This window comes from Pectobacterium sp. 1950-15, from assembly GCF_037136835.1.
Classification (GTDB): Bacteria; Pseudomonadota; Gammaproteobacteria; order Enterobacterales; family Enterobacteriaceae; genus Pectobacterium.
Map to the genome: position 1 here is coordinate 102158 of NZ_JBBBQR010000014.1, position 21462 is coordinate 123619.

The 21462-nt window shown below is 50.4% G+C and carries 20 protein-coding genes; 13 read left to right on the forward strand and 7 right to left on the reverse strand.

What is annotated here, in order from left to right; translation table 11 throughout:
• Positions 1-3 precede the first annotated feature (3 nt).
• From WCT94_RS15840 to WCT94_RS15865, 6 genes are all read right to left on the reverse strand, one after another.
• The gene (locus tag WCT94_RS15840) at positions 4-720 is read right to left on the reverse strand and encodes an SDR family NAD(P)-dependent oxidoreductase (protein ID WP_336870312.1); all 717 of its coding nucleotides are present in this window, start codon (positions 718-720) and stop codon (positions 4-6) included.
• Entirely contained in the window at positions 717-1196 is a 480-nt protein-coding gene (locus WCT94_RS15845; protein ID WP_102116519.1) for a nuclear transport factor 2 family protein, read from the reverse strand. Before WCT94_RS15845 ends, WCT94_RS15840 begins: the two co-directional genes overlap by 4 nt.
• A 254-nt stretch (positions 1197-1450) precedes the next feature.
• Positions 1451-3910: a putative virulence factor gene (locus WCT94_RS15850; protein WP_336870313.1), complete on the reverse strand. Its 2460-nt coding sequence runs from the start codon at positions 3908-3910 to the stop codon at positions 1451-1453.
• On the reverse strand, positions 3907-6894 hold the full coding sequence (locus WCT94_RS15855) for a virulence factor SrfB (RefSeq protein WP_336870314.1): 2988 nt from the start codon (positions 6892-6894) through the stop codon (positions 3907-3909). Before WCT94_RS15855 ends, WCT94_RS15850 begins: the two co-directional genes overlap by 4 nt.
• Positions 6895-6896: 2 nt before the next feature.
• Complete coding sequence (locus tag WCT94_RS15860) at positions 6897-8297, reverse strand: SrfA family protein (protein ID WP_336870315.1); 1401 nt, start codon at positions 8295-8297, stop codon at positions 6897-6899.
• A gap of 310 nt (positions 8298-8607) precedes the next feature.
• Positions 8608-9297 carry an expansin EXLX1 family cellulose-binding protein gene (locus WCT94_RS15865; RefSeq protein ID WP_336870316.1) on the reverse strand — a complete coding sequence of 230 codons (690 nt, stop codon included), beginning with the start codon at positions 9295-9297 and terminating at the stop codon, positions 8608-8610.
• A gap of 366 nt (positions 9298-9663) precedes the next feature.
• Here WCT94_RS15865 and WCT94_RS15870 point away from each other — a divergent pair, with 366 nt between their 5' ends.
• The 7 genes from WCT94_RS15870 to WCT94_RS15900 all read left to right on the forward strand — a co-directional run bounded on the left by WCT94_RS15870 (position 9664) and on the right by WCT94_RS15900 (position 16528).
• Complete coding sequence (locus WCT94_RS15870; protein WP_336870317.1) at positions 9664-10092, forward strand: OsmC family protein; 429 nt, start codon at positions 9664-9666, stop codon at positions 10090-10092.
• 298 nt (positions 10093-10390) lie between these two features.
• Positions 10391-10786 (forward strand): cytochrome b562, encoded by a 396-nt coding sequence (locus tag WCT94_RS15875; protein ID WP_336870318.1) that lies wholly within the window; start codon positions 10391-10393, stop codon positions 10784-10786.
• Between the two features lie 105 nt (positions 10787-10891).
• Entirely contained in the window at positions 10892-11446 is a 555-nt protein-coding gene (locus WCT94_RS15880) for a TetR/AcrR family transcriptional regulator (RefSeq protein WP_336870319.1), read from the forward strand.
• A gap of 137 nt (positions 11447-11583) precedes the next feature.
• Complete coding sequence (locus WCT94_RS15885; protein ID WP_336870320.1) at positions 11584-12780, forward strand: MFS transporter; 1197 nt, start codon at positions 11584-11586, stop codon at positions 12778-12780.
• A 71-nt stretch (positions 12781-12851) separates the two neighbouring features.
• Positions 12852-13328: a GNAT family N-acetyltransferase gene (locus tag WCT94_RS15890; protein ID WP_336870321.1), complete on the forward strand. Its 477-nt coding sequence runs from the start codon at positions 12852-12854 to the stop codon at positions 13326-13328.
• 152 nt (positions 13329-13480) lie between these two features.
• Positions 13481-15454: a methyl-accepting chemotaxis protein gene (locus WCT94_RS15895; RefSeq protein ID WP_336870322.1), complete on the forward strand. Its 1974-nt coding sequence runs from the start codon at positions 13481-13483 to the stop codon at positions 15452-15454.
• 192 nt (positions 15455-15646) lie between these two features.
• Entirely contained in the window at positions 15647-16528 is an 882-nt protein-coding gene (locus tag WCT94_RS15900) for an HTH-type transcriptional regulator ArgP (RefSeq protein WP_336870323.1), read from the forward strand.
• Positions 16529-16542: 14 nt separating this feature from the next.
• Here the strand turns inward: WCT94_RS15900 and WCT94_RS15905 are convergent, their stop codons facing one another.
• Positions 16543-17127 (reverse strand): GNAT family N-acetyltransferase, encoded by a 585-nt coding sequence (locus tag WCT94_RS15905; protein ID WP_336870324.1) that lies wholly within the window; start codon positions 17125-17127, stop codon positions 16543-16545.
• An 87-nt stretch (positions 17128-17214) separates the two neighbouring features.
• Between WCT94_RS15905 and WCT94_RS15910 the strand changes: the two genes are divergently transcribed.
• From WCT94_RS15910 to WCT94_RS15935, 6 genes are all read left to right on the forward strand, one after another.
• The gene (locus WCT94_RS15910; RefSeq protein ID WP_336870325.1) at positions 17215-17550 is read left to right on the forward strand and encodes a nuclear transport factor 2 family protein; all 336 of its coding nucleotides are present in this window, start codon (positions 17215-17217) and stop codon (positions 17548-17550) included.
• Between the two features lie 60 nt (positions 17551-17610).
• Positions 17611-17847: a hypothetical protein gene (locus WCT94_RS15915; protein ID WP_336870326.1), complete on the forward strand. Its 237-nt coding sequence runs from the start codon at positions 17611-17613 to the stop codon at positions 17845-17847.
• Between the two features lie 270 nt (positions 17848-18117).
• Positions 18118-18498: a hypothetical protein gene (locus WCT94_RS15920; RefSeq protein ID WP_336870327.1), complete on the forward strand. Its 381-nt coding sequence runs from the start codon at positions 18118-18120 to the stop codon at positions 18496-18498.
• A 322-nt stretch (positions 18499-18820) separates the two neighbouring features.
• Positions 18821-20635, forward strand: coding sequence for a replication endonuclease (locus WCT94_RS15925; protein WP_336870328.1), 1815 nt, complete (start codon positions 18821-18823; stop codon positions 20633-20635).
• Between the two features lie 149 nt (positions 20636-20784).
• On the forward strand, positions 20785-21045 hold the full coding sequence (locus tag WCT94_RS15930; protein ID WP_336870341.1) for a hypothetical protein: 261 nt from the start codon (positions 20785-20787) through the stop codon (positions 21043-21045).
• Between the two features lie 10 nt (positions 21046-21055).
• Positions 21056-21373, forward strand: coding sequence for a DNA-binding protein (locus tag WCT94_RS15935; protein ID WP_336870329.1), 318 nt, complete (start codon positions 21056-21058; stop codon positions 21371-21373).
• Positions 21374-21462 lie beyond the last annotated feature (89 nt).

Consider the following 21462-nt stretch of genomic DNA (forward strand, 5'->3'; position numbering starts at 1 on the left):
CTTTTACCTTACTAACCGGCTGGCGAGCAGACGTTGCCATGACTGTGGGAGAACCGAAACCGCTTTGAGCAGTAACGCAAAGCGCAGAGGAAAGGCGATCTCGCGTTTTTTCTTTGCCAGACCACGTCGGATCGCCTCCGAGGCTTGTGATACAGAAATCAGCATCGGCATTGGGAAATCATTACGTGCGGTCAGCGGGGTATCGACAAAACCGGGCAGGATCAGCGACACGGTGATATTACGGATCTGCAAATCCAGCGACAGGCTGCGGGCGAAATAGGCCAGCGCGGCCTTTGAAGCGCCATAGGCTTCCGCTCTTGGTAGCGCAACGAGGCTGGCGGTTGAACCGACCAACGCCAGATGGCTACCGTTGGCAAGCTGTGGCAGTAGCACCGACAGACAATTCACCGGGCCAATCACGTTGGTTGTCAGCACCCGACTGACTTTTTCTGCTTCAACGACGCCGTTATCCAGATACTCACAGGTTCCTGCACTGAGGATCACCAGATCGGCCGTGACACCGTCCAGTGCCTGCCGCGTATCCTCCAGACTCGTCATATCAAATGCCGTGGTACGAATAGTTGGGAAGGTGGCTGTCAATGCGTGCAGCCGCGCTTCATCGCGTCCGCAGGCGAGGACGTCCCAGCCGTCTCTGGCATAATCCAAGGCCAGTTGCTGACCTATTCCCGAACTGGCTCCGGTAATCAGCACGTGCTTCATGACTGCATTCTTGTTTTTAGGTAGCCGATTAGCGAGTTCAGCACGGGGATGTGCTGATAGAGCATTTCACCCATATCGTAATAATCACGGTGATAGATAACTTTGTCGTCGGCGAAGAGCAGGTGGCTACAACCTGCCAGCGTCAGCGGTTCGTTATTTTTTAGCGAAGGATGGGCATAGTGCAGGGTCCAAAACAGTGTTGCACCACCGCGGAAGGTATGGATATCGGAGAATTCAAACTGACAGTAACGCAGATTTTCGAGTGAACGGGAAAAGTAGCGATGCAAGTCATGCAACCCATGATGGCTGGATACGGGGTCGATAAAGTGAATATCCTGATGGTAGATATCACCCAGTGTCGTTAACCCTTCGTTTGTCAGCTCGCGATAGAATGCCTTTATTTTCAAAATAATAGGCTCATATTCACCATTTTCTACCGAGATGCCGTCTTCCTCGCGCGCTTTTTCTATCGTCATAACCACTCCTGTTAAGGTCACCCACTCCCACTTGGTGGAAATGGCCAACAGATAGAGGAACGTCAACGCTTATTAATTGAAAGATATCAATTTAGGTATAGATTGAATCCACCGTTCGTCAATAAGATTTTTCAGAATGGCTAAGGAGGGAGAGACATTTAGAGGGACGGGATGGCAGAAAAACAGGAAACATGGCGCAAAATTAGTGACAATGTCACGCCATGTTTTCTGGATTGGCAGCGGTAAAGTGAACGCTATTTCTCAGCGGGCTTAATCAACGCCAAAATCGTGCCCAACTGTTCACGTTGTTTATCGCTGACTTCGCGCGCAGCGGAATAGCCCGCATTCTGGATAATCATCTCATTCAGGCCAACCAGCCAGTCATAGATATAAAACGCCGTATTATTGGTGGGCGTCAGCGACAGTTTGGTTAAGCGCTGAGAAGCACCGAAGCTGACCGCCTGTTTTTCGGGTTTGGCGAAAATTTTATGACCGCGATTGATGCGGCTGGCAGGGCGCAGGGATTCATCAAGCTGCTGGAAGCCGAGCCAGGCGACGAAGTCACCGAGAATGGTCAGCACGCGTGAAACCTGACGGTCAGCTTTATTCTCGCGGTTGATGCCCAACTGCTCACCATCAACCAGCATATCGACCAGCGCCTCTTCGATCCGCAAACGGATGCTGCCAGTGATCAATTCTTCGACCAGCATTTCGATCGTCGCTTTTGGCACATTCAGTAGCTCAAGAAGCGGTGCATTCTCTGGCAAGCTGCGTAAGTGGTTAATCCAGAAACGGTAAACGCCGTGCGCGTAATCTGCCTCATAGCCATGATCGACTGTCAAAGCCGGCATTGCAGGCTGGTCGAGCGCGATCGGTTCATCGGCAAACAGATCGATTTCGATCCCAACGCCAAACGGATCGCTATTGGCTAACGGGGCGGAAAGGTCTTCAGTATCAGCATGGAAACCGCCATAGTTTGCCCCTTGCTGTTGCAGATACAGACGGCGTAGTTCATCACGCGAAGGCAGCAGCCGTTCCAGCAGTTCGCCATGTACGCCGGTGCGGGTCTGGAGCGATTTGAGCAGGGTCTCTGCGATGCGCTGTTTTTCCGCTGGATCGTCAACATCGACAGGCAGATACCAGTTACCCAGCAGGTTATCGCTGAGTTCACGTTGCAGTTCGTTAAGCTGTTCGCTGATGCGCCCCAGTTTTACATCCCGGTGAACTTCAGCCCCCAACCAGGTTGCCATACGCGCGACGCCACGTTTGTCCATCGCCAGCATGGTGCCCCAGGCGTCGCCCGGATTACCGACATAGCGTTGTACCGCAGCATCGTAGTTTTGTCCGTGCGTAATACGACGATCGTGACGGGTAACCGCCCAAATCAATCCCGGTTTGCGGTGGCTACGCACCTGTGCGTTTTCGCCCTGAGTCTGTTTAACCCAGTGATCCAGCGCTTTGCCAACCACTTTAACGTCGCCACGATCGCCTGCGGCGCTGCATACCATCAGAACGTTCATTTCCTGATTGTCGGTATAGCGCTCCAGTAGATAGGCACGCTTCGCCCGTAATAGCGTGTGCGCCAGTGGATGCTGTGTGCTGCGTTTTGCTGGTGGCTCGTCCCGCGTTTCGCGGAGCTCACCAAAGCCAGGGAAATCCAGCACATCAACCTGCTCGAACAGCGCTTCTTTAGGCGGTAAATGCAGTGGGATAAGCAGCTCCGCCGTTAGCATCGTTAGCTCGGCCAGCGAAAGCTCTGTCGTTTTCCCCGCACGGCCATTCTGAACTGGCCGCACCAACACGCCGGGATCGTCGGCGCTGTGCAAGCGTTCCAGCGCCGAACCATCGATCAGGCCGTCTGCTGGATTTAACTCATCATCCACCAGTGTCCGCAGCGGCGCTAACAGCTTACGTGTACCGGACAGGTGTTGCAGCGTGTGGCTGAAATGGCGATACGCAGCGGTCAGCGAATTCAACTCGCCCCACAGTACGGAGAAGAGCTGGGCGCGATCGTCAACGGTGAGATAAGGTGCTAATTCAATCGCCACCGGCCAGAAGTGCGCTTCCAGCTGTTTTTGCCGTTTGACGTCGTGACGCGCAAGGTAGTCCCAGAGTTCGACCACTTCATCGCGGCTCATCCCTTCAACGGGTTCCGGCTGGCGGTGCATCAGCAGCGTTTTAATGTGTTCGGCAATATGGCGCTCATCCAGCTCTTCAAACGTTGTCTCTTGATTGAGATCGTTCAAAAACGCGTTGGCCATGATCTTACCGATGTCCAGCTCGCTGAGCAGTTGCAGTTGAACGGGGAACGATTTGTTCTTTACACCCGACTGCCGGCTAAAACGCGTCACGAGCGCAGTGGCCCGGTCAGACGGGTTAATGTGCTCGATAAAATCCAGCTGTTGCCCTTCAAACGCGGTTTCCAGCTTGCCGTTTTCCCCCCCGGCTAGCGAAGCGATAAGATAAGATTTCCCCGCCTGAGACAGGCCAAAAAAGCCGATGGCAATCTCTTTCTGCGCCACATCGGACAGATGCTGCGCTTTATTGTGATTACGGCGCAGTTTGACGATCAGACGATCGGCTTCGATATCCAGACGCGGAGCGTTCTGGCGTGTGGTTTCAACCCAGCCGATGGCCTGTTCAACACCTTGCGCGACGGCCTGTAGCTGGCCGTGGAGTCGGGTAGAAAGCTGTTTGGGCGTTAATCGTTTCATTTTTTAAATACACTCCCACTATCGATCCAATAATGGGTCGCTCCTGAACCGTTAGCGGATAATGTGTTCAATTTGAGTCGTAAATGCTGTGGCGGAACGCGAGTGCCGTCTTCCAACACCGCATCGGCAATTTCAAAGCGCTCAGGGCTGTCTTGATCGTCACTCTTCGTCACGGCTAGCCGGACGCGCAGTTTACTGTCGCCGACGACTTTACGGGCTAAATCCTGATCGACAATCGAGAGCATATAAAGCGAGGAGGCCGGCCAGCGCTCGTTGTCCAACTGGCGGAAACCAAGACAGAGTGAGCCACGTACCTGGAAGCTATGTTGTGGATCCAACACGAAATCCGGCGCATCCAGATCGATATCGCTGTAATAAACGTTATCCAGCGTCAGCGCGTTGTTGCTGTCCATCATGCCGAGGTAGCGCACGGTGGAATACGGCTGGAAATCACCGACCTTAAAGTAAAAGCCCGGCAGGCGCAGATCGAGCGCCAGCAGGCACAGCATCGCGCCGACGGCCGCGGTGGATTTCGGGTTATCGATACGTCCACGTTTGTTAAACGGATACCAGTCATTAGTGTGATATCCATCGAGAGACAGCATCCGGTTAATTGGCAGCGGTTGCAGGTGGCGGAACAGCGCCTGAATTCCCGGGAAGCGCGAAGGGCGGCCAGTCAGCAGCAGCACATCGCACGAATACAGCGACACCACTTCAGACATCAGGCGCAGGTTCTGCGTGATGTTCATTTTGTTCGACAGGAATTCGCCGTGCAGTTTGCTCAGTTTGAGGATGAGCGGCACCTGTAAGATATCGAATACGCTATCGCTAACCGGCAGTTCACGCTGTACTTCCGTATTGATGTATTCCAGCACTTTTTCCGTCGGCGCCTGCTCCAGCAATTCGCCGAAGGTAGATTCGATTTCGGCGCTGGTATCCAGCGGGTCAAAGCGCTCATAGGCTTCCAGAATCGCGCGACCGATCGGGATGAAGACCTGTAACGTTACCTGCTGGCGCAGCGTAAGCTGGGCGTCCATACGGCCTTCATTGCCGAACAGCTTCGCCATCAGCGCATCCGGGCTGGCCAGTCCGGCGGTTTTCAGCGCAGCCTGTAGCGCAGGAAGGATATAGAGCTGAATCACATCCAGCAGAATATCGTCGCCAGCGACCTTAAAGCCTTCACGGAACAGCAGGCGGGGAATGATTTTAACGTTGTTGCCGACGCCGTCATCGAGCAGATATTGCGTAATGGCGAGGTCGGTGGTGCCGCCGCCGATATCGATTGAGGCGATGCGCAGCGTTTTTCCCGCGGGTTCGCCCTCATCAAGCTCCTTATCAGGGCGCGCCATACTAGCGAAGAAATCTTCCGCACGGCCACCAAAGTTCACCTGCGCTTCGTTATACAGGTAAACCATCTGTCCGCAGGTGGCTTCGTCCCACTCGATTTGCACGTCAGGCACCGGAACCCGGCTCTGCTGCTTGTCGGCTGGTGTGGTGAAATCCTCATCCATTGGGTGCCAGTCCATCGCTTTCCAGACCAGCGCGATCGCTTCATGCATACGGCGACGGAAAATTTCACGCTCGGGTTTCGGCATCGCGGAAGGCAGCGTCAGAATAATATTTCGCAACTGGCGCGGCGCGCTGCTGTGGATCATCTTCAAACGCTGAGCGGCGCTGTTCATCTGCATCAGCGCCTGTGCCAGCAGTTCGGAGAGCATGAATGTCATGATCGAACTGCGGCTATAGTGCGGCGAAAACACCGGTAGGCGTTCTTCCAGCGGCTGGTTGTAAAGTGGTTGGCCTTCATCATTCAGCATGATGGTCAACGGCATGGCTGTCGCTAGCGGTTCGGTTTGCGAATGCGCGTCCGTCTGGCTGAAACGCCAGCCTGGCGCATAGCTTTCTTCATCCCACAGGTAGCGACGCGGGCTGGAAATACCGCTTGAACCTTCCGTTCCCTGACGCAGTAGCGCCATGTGGCTGGCTTCTCGTCCGACACGGGTGATGGACGGCCAGATAAAGGCATCATCACGGCCGCTTTCTACAGAGAAGTTTTCTTTGCCGAACTTCGCCTGTGAAAACTCAACGCGGCTCTCGAACAGTTCGTTATACAGATAATGTGGCTCACTCAGATCGCGCAACTGCAGTTCATAGGTCTGCTTCAGGCCGTTGCTTTCGTCTGCATGATCCTCAACCAGAATGCCGCAGGTGTGTGAGTTACCGACGTCCAAAATCAGGTCAACGTTGACGGCGGGTTCCTGCAGCGTGCTGGTATTGATGCGAATTTCCGGTATTTCTAGCTGGTTGCCCAGCATATCCAACACATTCAGGTAATGTGCCTGATATTCAAACCCTCTGAGCGCCACTTTCACATCGTGGCTATCGCGGTTTTCCAGCGCTTTAACCCGCTGAGTAAAGACTTCGCGCAGCCAGCCGTCGACCCAGGTCTCATCAAGGAATTCACCCAGTTCGTCGCTGTGATAAGCCAGCGCGAAACTCCCACCGGTTTTGATGTCATTGGCATTCGGTGCCAATGACTCGTACTCGTGGCCTTCCGGATACGTTTTGGTATCGAATGCCAGACAGATGCGGTGCGTGTTGCCGTCCTGATCGGGCGTATCCAACGCCAGAATCTGCATCCGCGCCCAGTTATCCGGCCCGCCCATAAAGGTGCGCGGCGGATTAAAGCGGAAGAAGGGCAGCGGCAGCCAGATGTTCTCCAGCAGTTTCAGCGATTGCTCAAGCGAAATGCTCAACTCTGGCTTCACCACTTCCGGCGGCATCCCTGTGGCTGAAGGCAGCAGGAATTTGTCCGTATGCGCATCGTAAAGCAGGTGCAGCAAGGGCCCGTTGGCACTTTTGCGTACGTAGCAGTTAGGTTGTTCAGCCGAAAACTGCGGCTTTAAGGCAAAATCCAGAAACTGAATCCCGCTGTCCTGAATCAACGTAATGCGTTGTTTATAATCGGTAATCGTCGCCAGCATGATTATTTACTCTCGCGCTTTATCGTCATCGGGAAAACGGTGTCTGCATCATAACGGCCGATACACTCCGCTGCAGTGCCGGAAGCACCTTGTTTACAGACCAGTTCTGGCATTTGGAAACGAGAATTATCGGAACAACGTGCACCAGAACGGCTGTTGATGATCAGATTGCCAGAGCTCATTAACCCTGCTTCAACGTTGGCACGACACGTGACACCGTCACCATGAGTAATTCGCGCGGTACCTTTTCCATTTTGAATCTGGTAACGCAGGCTAGGCGGCCTGCCGGTAATCGGCGCTTTGCCATCAACAATGACGCGCCAGTTGCCGTTCAGGAACTTGATGGAACCGATTTTCACCTCGTCAGCAGGCATGACTAAATCATCTTTGCCCGCAGGCATTGCTGGCACCTGCTCCACAACCGGCTCAGCCGGCGGCGTAACAGGCTCTTTCGGTTCAGTGGCTGCATGGGCTTCTGGTTTCACCGCTTCTGCTACAGGTGCAGCAGGAGGCGTTGCAACCGCTGGCTCAGCGGCTTTCACCTTCTCTTTTTCTGCGACAGGCGGAACCGGGGCGCTTTCTTGCTGCGGCGCAGGTTCCGCCGGCGTGGAAGAAGGCAGAGCACGTTTTTCCTGTTTGACCGTCGCAGCCAAATCGGGTGCTGGCTTGTCGTCTTGCCCAGACACGCAGCCGCGGATTTGCAATGAAAGAATTGCTAACAGCGCAGCGGCAGGTAACAGCCACCACAGTCGGAAGAACGCCGGACGAGCAGGAACGGCTGCTGCCGCAGCGACAGGCGCAGGCGTTGGCTCGACGGGCTCCGGTGGACTGACAGGCTGTGGTTCCGGTTCGGGAACGGGATCGACCAGAGGCCGCGTTGGTGCGGCAGCAGGGGCAACAAAAAGCGGTTCCACTTCTTTGATGACAGGCCGCAAGCAATCCAGCGCATCAAGACGGGATTTTTTATCGAGATTAACGAAGCCCCAGAATGTTAAGACCGGTTTGCCATCAACCAGATAGACGTGGTTCGCCCCTGGGAACTGTATCGCTTTTGCCAGCAGAACACCGAAAAGTTTCTGCCCGGCTTTCTCTGCATTTTGCGCACGCTGGCTGATGTCGGCCACGGCGGCCTGATAGGTTTCCAGTAATGCCAGCGCTTTTTCTCGTTCTTCTTCGCTCGCGGCAATCCAGGAGGTGACTTTACCGTCAACCGGCGAATACCAGTCAATACGGTCGCCATGCTCATTGGGTTGGGGAATCGCCAGACAATCGGCAATCTGCTGCTGTTTTCTGAGACGTAACGTTTCCCGCAATTGAAGTGCCGATGCGTAAACTGGCTGCCCGTTCTCGCCCAGCGCCAGAAAATCATCCAAACTTCCACTACGTAAAAATAATTTTGCCACGCAAAAGAGACCTTTTGTAATGATGCCTAAAGCAGAAAATAGAGTGTAATCTGCGACAGGGTATACTGTAGTGCGAATGATGGCGAATCAAACGCTTAAAGAAGTGATAAAACTAACAAATATTTGAGCAATAGAAAAAGTGGGAAACACAACGAGTACGCACGTGCAGCAGATAACGTCCAGCTAATGTGATGAAAAGGCTGACAAAAACGATGCTTACGTTTTCCACTGTGATTTTGCCGACCGGTGGTTTTGCAGAACAGAAACGAGGGACGCTGCGTGATGTCAGCCTCCCTCAAGGCAGTGAGGATTAAAGTTGAACGTTGCCCGTGATCAGATAAGCGGATGAGGTGCTTTGGGACATCGGCGGTAGCGTATCACTGAGGACGTTGCCCTTTACGTCGGTAAATTCAATCGGAATATCGTTCATTCCAACGTGCTCAACAATAAAGTGGTTGTAATCGGTTTTCTGTGCGGCAATCCACTGGTTATTGCGCAGATATTTCATCTCAATAACCGGGTATTTTACATTCCTGAATTGCACCGCAGCCCAATAAGGATTTGAACCTTCCTTTATACGATAAATAACGTTGCCATTTATCGGCGCTTCGATCAGCGTCCAGTCGATATTAATTTTCCCATCCCGTAGATCGCCTATTTTCTCAAAGGCGTTAAACGATAAATCCAATGCGCAATCTCCACCTTCAGGATAGAGATCGGTAACATAAACCACCGTGCTGCCTTTGGGCCCGTTAACTTTCAGGTAGGCCCCTGCGAGCGACGCCTTAACACCACGATAATCCAGCTGGCTCCGATTTAACGCGGTAATCTCCATGTTCTGTGGGATAGGGTCCAGTAAAAGGGCGCCACCCTGATAGCCAGACCCTGTTGCGGTAGCATAGCCGTAACAGATGTCGTCCAGTTCCCATTGGGCATGAGCGGTATTAATCAGGGGAATAATGCATAATGCAGATAAGGCTAATGACGTTATTTTATTCATGTTTCACATCCAATATGATTCAAGATTAATAACAATAGGTGAGTTGTAAAAATAAAAACGCCAGAACGGAAGTCCATTTTTTGAAAACCCATTATCTGGTGTGCCAATAATCTGCATTTTGTATAAATAGGTAAATCGGCTTTATCTTAAAATAATAAAGCAGTGAATATATCAGCCGGTTTATTGCTCTGCGGTAAAATTATTATGCGAATGAAATAATCGATTTGGGTTTCTTCCCAATGTGTTCTACGGTTTAAAGGGTATGACGACAGCATCAATTCGCTCCAACGCGGATAGCTGCCAATGGCTAATCTCTACCCTAAATGATTCGAGTTTCAGGCAGGGTAACGATGAAGAGGAGACAGTATGACCATTCACAAGAAAGGGCATGCGCATTGGGAAGGTGATATCAAGCAGGGGAAAGGCACCGTCTCAACGGAAAGCGGTGCATTGCAGCAGCAACCTTATGGCTTCAATACCCGCTTTGAAGGCAAGCCCGGCACGAATCCGGAAGAGCTGATTGGCGCAGCGCATGCGGCCTGCTTCTCTATGGCGCTATCGCTGATGCTAGGTGAGGAAGGCCACAAGCCTGAGTCGATTGATACCACGGCAGATGTGGCGCTGGATAAAGTCGATGGCGGGTTTGCGATCACCAAAGTCGCGCTGCACAGTAAGGTGAAATTGGCGGGTATTGATGACGCCACGTTCGATAGCATCATCCAAAAAGCGAAGGCGGGCTGCCCGGTGTCAAAAGTGCTCAAAGCCGACATCACGCTGGACTATCAACTGAATTAAGAGCTAGCGGCTGAACGAAGGTTGTTCGCCTGTTTTAGCGATAAAAATTGGGCTGAGAGAAAGGCTTACCGAAGTCGTACTGGTAAGCTTTTTTACATTTATACAATTAAAAAAAGCGGAACGATTAAAAATAATTTAACATCTTTACAGTAATCACCATAAAATCAGAATAGCCATTACGATGTAATCTGGTCATGGCGTAGGACGCAATATAACAAGAGCAATATTGGGCTGGCCAGCTTGTGGAGGCCAGATTCTCTGAGTATGTCGTGCTGTGGAACACAAGCGAGAGTTCAAGATGAATAAAATGACCAAGATCTGTTTTTCTGTGCTGTTGGCCGGTAGTTTGCTGACACCTGTTTTGGCAAACGCTACCACGTCGGAAGATATGCGCGGTATGCAGAAAAGCTATACCGCCGCGACTAAAGCGGACGATGCCGCCGCGCTGAAAACGGCGTTGAGCACATTCCGTGAGCACGTCGAGCACGCTAAAACGCAGGTTCCACCTGATTTCGCCAAACAACCTGCCGATGGCCCAGACAGAAAAGCCTATGTGGAAGGTCTGGATAAAATTTTACAAAAAGTTGACAGCGCACAGGCTCTGGCGGATGCCGGTAAACTGAACGAAGCCAAAGCGGTGTTAGCTGAAATCAATACCTTGAAAGGTGAATACCACAGTAAATTGAGAGGCTAAGCCGCTTTTCGTTTACTATAAGCCGCCAGTGGGAGCGATCCCACTGGCGGCTTTTTTTGTTATAAAGGTTACGACAGTCAGGATTGCCAGCTAAGGGGAAACAAGATGACGTCAGCATCACGCGATGCAACACAGGATGGCAAAGATACGCAAAGCAAAATTCTTGAAGCCACGTTGGAAGTCATACTGGATCACGGCGTGAGAGGGGCAACCTACCGCAAAATTGCGCAGCAGGCTGGGTTATCTCCAGGGACGCTGACCTACCGTTATAGCAGTATTGAATTGCTGCTGAGCAGCGCGTTCGTCTATATGGTTGATGGTATCTCACATGCATTCCGTGTCCGCCTCAAGCAGGCAAAAGATATCGACAGCGCGCGCGAAGCCGTGGTTGACCTGATCTGTGGAGACATCTGGGCGACGCCGCGTCATCTGACATTAAGCTTTGAACTCTATGCTCTGGCCTCGCGGAAAGAGGAGTATCGACTGATATTGCAGGAGTGGATGACGCGCAGTAGAACATCGCTTCATCTCCATTTCAGTATCGCGACTGCATGCTCACTGGATGCCATAATTGAAGGGTATACGATCCATAACTATCTCAATAATGAAGCCGTTAGCCGCGAAGACATCCTCAATACGGTGATCAAACTCACCTCCTGATCCCGCCTGGAGCGATCTTTTCAGGCTTCTTCTCCGTTAAAAAAGAACGCAATTAAACAGGTGCAAAACGCTATATATTCGTGCGATAGTTATTCGTACATATGTACGAATCTATTTAAATAAAGATGACGAAAACGATGACCACAAAACCCGCTATCAATAAATTTGCTCTGTTTGGGCTGATGTTCATTCCCGGTTTTACGTGGGCAACCTGGGTGACTCGAACGCCCGTGATGCGCGATGTTCTGAATGCGTCAACGGAAACGATGGGCATGATCCTGTTTGGTTTTTCATGTGGTTCTATGCTCGGCGTATTGGGCGCTGGGAAGGTCATTAACGTCCTTGGCATTCGTAAAACCATGGCCGGCGGGTTCCTGCTGCTTCTGCTTGGGCTACTCATGCTGGCCGTTTCACTTTCGATTCAGAGCACGCCCAGCGCTTTTATGGGGTTGTTAATTTTCGGCGCAGGTGTCGGCCTGGTTGATATCGCCATTAATATCGAAGGGGCGGCGTTTGAACAGCACCTGAATAAAAGCCTGATGACAACGCTGCACGGTTTTTTCAGCCTGGGAACGCTGGTCGGTGCCTTGACAGGGATGGCGATGACAGCTTTCGGCATTAATACGACGCTGCATTTTGTCGTCGTTGTGGCACTGTCGATACTTACCGCGATCATGCTGATGCGTCAGATGCCGTGGCTGAGCGACCTGGCCAATGCGGAGAAAGAAGAAAAGGGTGATTATAAGACTCAGGTCTTCAATGAACTTAAAGACAGCCGCCTGTTGATTCTCGGCGTAGTGATTCTTGCGATGGCGCTGGCAGAAGGGTCTGCCAACGACTGGCTACCATTACTGATGATCGATGGTCACAACTTTGGCCACACGACGGGAACGCTGGTTTATGTCGGGTTTACTGCAGGTATGACGCTGGGTCGCTTTGCCGGCGGGTATTTTGTCGATCGCTTTGGCAAGGTCAATATGCTCCGCTTCAGCGCCGCGTCAGCCGCGCTGGGGCTGACGCTGGTCATTTTCTCGGATGCACCGTTGCTGGCTGCCGCTGCGGTTATCTTCTGGGGTATTGGCGCATCGCTGGGGTTCCCGCTCACCATTTCCGCCGCGGGCAGCGGAGAAAACAGCGCCGTTCGCGTCACCATTGCCGCAACGCTGGGGTACTTTGCTTTTCTCGTCGGCCCGCCGGCGTTGGGCTTTCTTGGCGAGGTTGCAGGGTTACGCATCGCCATGCTGCCGGTTCTTTTTATGGTGGTTCTGGCCTTCGTCTGTTCGTCTTCCGCCCGTGAACGTTCGGTCAGAACGGTATCTGATACCGTACCCTGATGTTTCTACGCGATACTGTTGCGTGTTACGGAGCTGTGCACACCTGAATAGTCATATTGTCGTGAGGGAAAATGGTTAACTTAAAAAAGATGTCTGCTGGTGAATTTGCTGCGTATCGCCAGTGTTTTATTCTGGAATATGCTCAGGATCTACAGGATTCTCGTGGCTATGACGCAGAAAAAGCAAGGGCGATCGCAACACAATCGATTGATATCGCGTTACCTCAAGGCCCTGATACGGCAAAGAATACACTCTGGTGTATTCACACTGATAACACAGAGCTGGTAATTGGCTACCTCTGGGTGGTGTTTAATCAACAATCTGCCTGGGTATCCGACTTTTTCCTTCTGCCTGCGTGGCGTGGACTCGGTTTGGGAAAAGCCTCATTACTGGAAATGGAAGCCGCGGTGGCAGCCGTGGGGATCAATGAGATTGGTTTAAGGGTGGCGGTGAACAATCAGTCAGCGAAAGCGTTGTATGAAAAAATCGGCTTCCAAACTACCGGTTTTAATATGAATAAGATACTGAATTCAGACAGGCAAAAGTAGAGATGTCGTAAACGGTTATCACGGCTCTCCGTCCCTTATCCTGAGCTTATCTGCATCGCTAAAGTTTAAAAAAAAAGCGCCGATAGACATAACAGGGAGCTCAGTGCAAAGGAAGGTTGATGTCTACTAAGGTCCACATCAGGAGAGCCATAATGGCCACACAATTAATACAAAAAAAGACAATGAGTACCCGCGCTCAAGTACTGTTAACTGGCGCATTAACCATCGCACTCGGTTTCGCTGTCACCATCGGGGTGCTCAGCTGGCAGTCTAGTCGTGAACAAAAGTCTCTGGCAGAACGTTATTTACAGCAGATCGCCCAAAGTGAAGCACTAAGAATTCAACAGGAACTCAACTACGCCCGTGATGTAGCACATAACCTTGGACAAGGGCTGGTTGCCTTGCCTGCCGCAGGTGTTAAAGACCGTGCTGTCGTCGATAAAATAATGGAGTCTGCGCTGCGGGATAACCCAGAATATCTCTCGATTTCGGTTATCTTTGAAGAAAACGCGTTTGATGGGCGGGATGCCGAGTTTGCCGATCAACCGGGTCAGGCACCTAAAGGCCGCTATGCCTGGTTTGTCGATCGCGATCAGGCTGGCAATTACAAAATGCATCCTCTGCAGTCATTCCTGACTCCCGGCCAAGGCGATTACTACCTGCTGCCGCAAAAAAGCCAGAAAGACATGCTGATCGAACCCTATACCTATGCTTACAACGGCGTTCCCACGCTACTGACGTCAGTCGCCGCACCGATTGTCAGCCAGGGAAAACTGTGGGGCGTCGTCACTTCAGATATTTCGCTTGCGTCATTGCAGCAAAAAGTGAACCAGATTAAGCCTTGGGAAGGCGGCGGCTACGCGATGCTGCTATCCAGTGCGAGCAAAGTCATCTCTTATCCTGATAAGTCCCAGACCAGTAAAGCCTGGCAAGGGCCGACAGATAACTTCACCTCCTCAGTAGTACAACACGACGATGCGATTCTGGGCGAGCAAGCGTTGGTGACCTGGCAGCCCGTGACCATCGGCAACAGCACGGAGAAATGGTATCTGGGGGTTGTAGCCCCAGTGAGCCAGGTAATGGCGGCTTCTGAACGCCAGTTAATGAATGCGGTCATTATGATGGTAATCAGTATCCTGTTGGTGAGTGCGCTGCTGGGTTGGGTATTCAGCCGTAAAGTGCTGAAACCGCTGGGTGGTGAACCACGTGAAGCCGCCACCATCGCGCTGGCCGTTGCGGAAGGGCGTCTGAGTAATGTGATTGATGTGAAGCCTAACGATCGCAATAGCCTGTTCTTCGCACTGAATACGATGCAATCACAGCTGCGTCAGGTGGTCGGGCAGATCAAAGAAGCCAGCGATTCTGTGCGACAGGGCGCGGCAGAAATTGCCAGCGGCAACCTCAACCTTGCATCGCGTACCGAGCAGCAGGCCGCTGCGCTGGAGCAAACCGCAGCAAGCATGGAAGAGATTACCGCAACGGTGAAACACAACGCCAACAACGCCCATCAGGCCACGACACTCACAGAGAACGCCACGAAGATAGCCCAGCGTGGCGAATCGCTGGTCGGTCAGGTGGTTCAGACAATGGCGCAGATTGATGAAAGTGCGAAGAAAATTGGCGATATTACCACCATGATTAACAGCATCGCTTTTCAGACCAACATTCTGGCGCTTAACGCAGCGGTAGAAGCGGCACGAGCGGGCGAGCAGGGAAGAGGTTTCGCTGTTGTGGCGTCAGAAGTACGCAGTCTGGCACAGCGCAGCGCCAGCGCGGTGAAAGAGATTGCCGCTCTGATCGAGGAGTCCAGCCAGCGTGTTGAAAGCGGCGTTAAGCTGGTGAACGATGCGGGTAAAACCATGCAGGATATGACACACGCCGTCAGTTCGGTACAAAGTATCATCGGTGAGATTGTCACGGCATCTGATGAGCAGGCGAAAGGCATTAGTCAGGTCACGATTGCCGTCAATGAAATGGATGGTGTTACGCAGCAAAACTCCGCGCTGGTACAGCAGATGTCTGCCGCAGCCAGCTCACTGGAAGATCAGTCCATGTCGTTAGCGCAGGCGATAGAGCATTTTCGTTTGGAACAGCAGCACGTGTCACCTCGTGCGCTGTTAAAGTAAATAGTGACACTGTCACCCGGTTGCCTAACGGTTGTCGGGTGACATCTTTATTCTTTCCGTGATTTTTGCTCACATTCCCCCTGAGTTCTCTTCAACATTATCGCATATGGCATTCACTGCTCTGAGAAAGTTGTATCGAGCCTTTAATTAAGGCAGATTAAATTATCCTGATCTTGTTAAGAAAAAATAACCATGCACCTGAATTACCCCTGTCTGAGAGCGTTCATGGAGATTGTCCGCAGCGGCAGTTTTGACATTGCGGCGCGTAAGCTTCACGTCACGCCGTCTGCTATCAGTCAGCGAATCAAGCAGTTGGAAGATCAGTTGGGTCAGGTGCTGATTGTAAGGGGCAATCCCTGCCGCGCGACGCCAACAGGGCAAACGCTACTTCGACACGCAGAACAGATAGATATGTTGGAGAGCGAGCTTTTTAGCACGCTTGAAATGCCAGCCAGACAGCGTATTTCAGTGGCGGTGAATGCGGATTCAATAGATGGATGGTTTTTGGATGCGATGGAAGATGTCTGTCACCAGTCTGGTATTTTACTCGATATTCTTGTCGAGGATCAGGAGCATTCGGCAACCTTGCTGCGCGAAGGCCGGGTAATGGCGGCGGTCAGCGCCAGCCCGGAACCGATTCAAGGCTGCGGCGTGGAATACTTAGGAACGATGCGCTATCGCGCCTATTGCTCACAGACATTTCACGACATGTACTTTGCTGACGGCATCAACGCGGACAGTCTACAGAACGCGCCGATCCTGATATTTAACAACAAGGACAGATTACAATCCTTATTTATAGAATCGTGGGTTCCAGCCACGATTGAGCCACCACAGCAGTTTGTTCCTTCAACGGCAGCCTTTGTCGGCGCCATTTTCAGAGGGCTAGGGTGGGGGATGATCCCGGAACATATGGCATCATCGCATACGGAAAAAGGCGAATTAGTACCGTTTCAGGCCGGGAACCCGATTGATATCCGCCTGTATTGGCACCGTTGGAATATCCGTTCTGAATCGCTGGAGGCGTTGAGCCAAAGTGTGCGGATGGCAGCCGTCCGGCATCTTTTTCAGTGAAATATAAGTGATGCTTATTTTTCTTCAAGAATCAATGAATTAAGTATGTGATCCTGCCAAATACCATTAATTTTAAGATACGAAGCGGCATATCCTTCTTTTATGAATCCAAGACTTTCCAAAGTCTTACTGCTGCGGAGGTTTGTTGGGAGATGATTCGCCATGATTCGATGCAGTCCATAAGTTTCATGGACATAATCAATTGCAATTTTGAGCGCTTCGCGCATCAGACCTTTTCCCTGATAAGCCTGATCGATTGAAAACCCCAGATAACAAGCCTGAAAAACACCATATACAAAATTTGTAAAGTTTATGCTGCCTATTATCTTCTTTTCACCTTTTATGGTGAAAACTAAAAGCAGATTTTTTCTTTCTTCAAACTCACAGAGTGAATCTTTAATTCGTTTAGATATGCTAGGGACGGTAAAATAGTCGTCATGACGCAATGGCTCAAAAGGAGCGAAATTATCTCGATTTTCGACCAGAAAGACTTGTAAGTTTTCCACAAATTCTTCATTGAGAAGATAGATATCTGTTCGTTCGGTTGAAATTAACTTCATATCCAGTCCCTGTGGTGAATTATAAATAATTGGTAACACGTGGCATTTTACTCCAAAATTTCAACTCAGGGGCGGAATTGTTACCTGACTGAGAACGATTCACATAAACGTATGAGGGAGAGATTAATGTCACCAGAATTGGTCATAGCGGCACAGTTTAAGGCCTACAATGAGCATGATATAGAGGCATTCGTATCATGCTTTGCACCGGATTTCAAAGCGTACCGTATGCCGGCAGAAACGCCCTCGATGGCAGGAAAAGAGGCGCTGAGAGAGTTTTACGTGAATAACCGGTTCAACAATCCGGCACTGAGAGCGGAATTGGTATCTCGTACCGTGTTAGGCAATAAGGTATTTGACCATGAATTGATACATGGGCTTTCAGCAGAGCCTATAGAGAGTATTGCCGTCTTTGAGGTAGAACAGGAGCTTATCAAAACAGCCTGGTTTTTCTTTCCGTAGTAAATAATTCACGAGCGCGGAACTAATGATTTCAGAGACACAAAATTACAATCTCTGATTGTGCATTATGAAAGACAACTTCATTGCCAGGTAACGCGCTACCAGAAAACCGTCATTGATAAGCTGCTGCACTGCGACTTTTTTGAAATTGGTCGTTCTGGAATGCGGTACGACAAACAGCAGGTTATCGATGCTCTGATTTCTGAAACGGTAGAACAACGGATTCAGGCCGATAACTTCGAGCTATCAGTGGTAGAACCAACAACAAGCTCTGAAGCAACGGCTAACGATCGATGATAGAGAGGCATGCCAGAAAAGTGTTTTATGGATGCGGGGATTTGCTCAACGGAACGGCCAGTTCCCGCCTGTTTATCCATTGGTTCGCATAATGTTGTCGACGTTATGGTAAAAAGGCCGCTGCGAAAATAAAAACCGCGCAGCGGTCTCTTTATCATAACGTGCATTATGCGACCCCATTATCCGAACATTAGAAAAATAGGGTCAATTTTTTTCGGGGACGTTCTGTGGCCGAAAGTACAGTTTGCTTATTTCTTATTCGGGGGAGTGATGCGTAACCTAAAAAATATTTTAGATGTGTGCGATATTTACATTTCTGGGGAGTTTGTAGAGTGTGGGAGTTTTGATTTTTACCCTGCGTGTGGATTGCGCACGCTGGTTATTAGGAAAATGAATTTTGGCTGTGTGGAAAACTATTTAATTTTGGTTCCTGCCACCGATTGGGGGTGTGTTAGAGATTTGGGGCTGAATGCCGGAGACGAAATTTGTGCTCCTGTTTGTCTGGATTTTAGTTTTGATATCAATCACCCGGTGGAATTAGGGTTGCAACCGCGTATGCCGTTGGTGGTTCCGGTCGAGGCCTGGCAGGACTCGGGCGCTGCGATGCCTTATCTGATCCTATCTGGCGGGCGAGATATAGTGAAAAAATAACCTTTACTCGTAAAATGGCCTCGCATTAGCGAGGCTTTTTATATTCATTGCCGCCAGATTGAATGAATAAGAATTGAAAAATATTTTCATTATTCCTATTTTTATACCACGTTTTGTCGTCTTTTCTGTCTATTCTCCCCGCTACAGCACATATGTTTTTTATTTCCATATAGCATTCGGATAAAAATACCACCCAAAATGAATGTAACTTATTGATAATGTGAAGTTAATAAAAATCAAATCTCACGAAAAACTTTATTTATGGAATTGATTATATTTTTTTGATCAAATGCCTCATCAAATAATCTCTGAGGCATTTACTGTGATTCCTAATCGGCTGTCTATCGCAGATAAAAACTTTTCTCATTACGAAAAATTGGGGAAGATTTTTTTACGCGACCGTCAGGGAATCGCCCGAAAATCTCGCGAGCTGGCCGACGAATTCAGGGAGGTGATTGGTGGTTCTGACATTAAACAATCTATCGACGCCAGTTTCAAAAATATTTTCACCAAAAACTTTTTTGACGCCGACTTTGATGAGTCAGATATTTTGAGTTTTGATGAAAAAATAAATTCTTGTTTATCCGCTCTGCATCGTAAGAGAGATTTTTTTAATCCGAGAAAAATTCATATTCCTGAATCGCGAATTTTTTTTGAAAATAATGTTTTTATGCGTGTTGCCAGCGCTGTCCGTGTGTATGGGCTAGAAATGCCCAAAATGCGTGAGGTTTTTGATTTTTTATCAACTCCGTTTTCTGATTGGCCTAATGAAATTCAGAACATTTTTTATGGTTCTCTGGCCCGCGTCTCATCGCCGGAATACTGGCTGCGCGTCTTGTGGCGTATTCGTTGCCACTGGGCTGGTTGTAGAGACACCGCTAAAAACCTCGTTCATAAAAAAATCTCTCCCTACATCTCTACACGGGCGCTGAGGGAATTCGCGGCTGCTCAGCAGAGGATGAGGGAATTTTTAGAAAAAAATGAGTTGGAATCCTCTGATGGCGACCGGATTTCACTCGAAACCGCCTACAACTCAGGCAATTCGTGTCCAAAAAATCGCCGCACCGAGCTCATGGTTCGTCTGCGCCACACGGGGGAATTTTTTACCGCCGAGGGATTTTCTGGGTATTTTTTAACCATAACTCTTCCATCGCGTTATCACGCTAACCACAACGACGGGCGTGAAAATCGGCGATGCACGGTAATCAATCCTCGCGTAGGTCAGGAGGAGCTTTCACGAATCTGGCGGAATATTCATCGGAAATTTTCCCGCGATGGCATTTTTTCTGCCGGATTTAGGATGGTTGAGCCCAATCACGATTCGACGCCGCACTGGCACATCGTGATCTGGTTCCGGCCGGAACAGGCTCAGGACGCACTAAAAATTTTCCATGACCGCTATTGTGCGCAGGATTGGGGAACGATTGCCCATAATCCCGCAATTCGTTTTCAGGCGACGCCCATCGACCCTGAGCGCGGCGCAGCTGCCTACTGTGCGGCATATGTGAGCAAAAATATCGACGGATTTGGGTTGGATGGGGATTTGGAGGCTGGGCTATCCGCTGTTGACGGCGCAACCCGTGCAACGGCATGGGCTCGCCTGTACGGAATTCGCCAGTTCCAGTCGTTCGGGTGCGTGGGCGCAACGGCATGGCGCGAATTGCGTCGCCAGCGGACAGCACCAGTGGATTGCGATCCGGCTCTGCGGGATTTCTGGCAGGCGGCAGATGATGGGAATTTTGGGCAGTTTATTCGTCTGTCGCGGGAGCACGGCGGGGTTTCCCTCTATCGTGTTGACGAGGATTTTTCCGGTCACGAACTGCGCAATCAGTGGGGCGAAAAAACGACCAAAATCAGAGGTGTTTGCCTCTCTGTATCTCCTATGACGCGCCTACAGACTAGATCTCGTGACTGGACGATAGTGCCTAAACAGACAGAGTCCGAGTCTGAATCGGTTTCTGTCACCGTTCGCCCTGATGCTGTTCAGCGCTGCGGCACCGCTGCAGCGCCTTGGACCAGTGGGAATAACTGCCCGCAGGAGCGGCAGGAAAATTTGGAGGATTTCGATTTTTCCGTCCCCCATGACCATCACACCTATCGCGAGGCTCCGCATGGCGCTCCCAGATTACGAATTTGATGATTTTTTAGACGATGAGTGCGGGATTTTTGTCAGTGGGTACGCCGAGGGGCATTACGACCTGCGCATTACCACTGTAGACGGCGAGTTTTTTTTCTGCATCCCAGAGGAGAAACTGACTGATTTTATGAGGAATTTTTTCAGTGGGAATGGAACAAATTTTTTTTGATTTTAATTTCTGGATCGATGGCGAATACCTCGGGTGCCGCCCAGCGGCTGACGGGCTGATCGAGATCGGAATCGGTTCGGAAAATGGTCTCGAACTGTCTATTTTTTGCCCCGAATCCGCGTTTCAGGATTTCCCGCAGGCGTTGCTACAGGGGCAGCGGGCGATATTTCCGATTTTTTTATGGCCAGCGTCAGGGGAAATGCTTGTCTGGCTGCGTTCAATAAATGTCCAAATTTTATAGAGGTGAAATTATGTCATTGTTATTGAAGGGTAAATTTTTAGGTGCCCGAAACAGAGAGTTTACTAATAATTCCGGCTCGTACAGTTTTTATGAGCTGGGCGTTGAAAACCTGCGCCCAGACGGCTGGGGTGGTCAGCAATCGGTTCAGACGGCGGTACGCATCCCGAAAAAATTCATTGATGCCGGAATTCTCGATAAATTTCAGAGACTTGTTGGGAAAAATGTTTTAGTTCCAGTTTGGGTGGATGCATATACAGGTAAGGCGGGCGCAGCCGTGCAAATCACGCTCGAATCAGACCAAATTGACGTGCTGCCAGACCAGAAATAAAAAAAAACTGTTTTAGGGGAGATGAAAATGCTGGAGACGATTTTTTATTTTTTCCTGCTCGGTGTAGCTGTCTACAAAATCGGGAATTT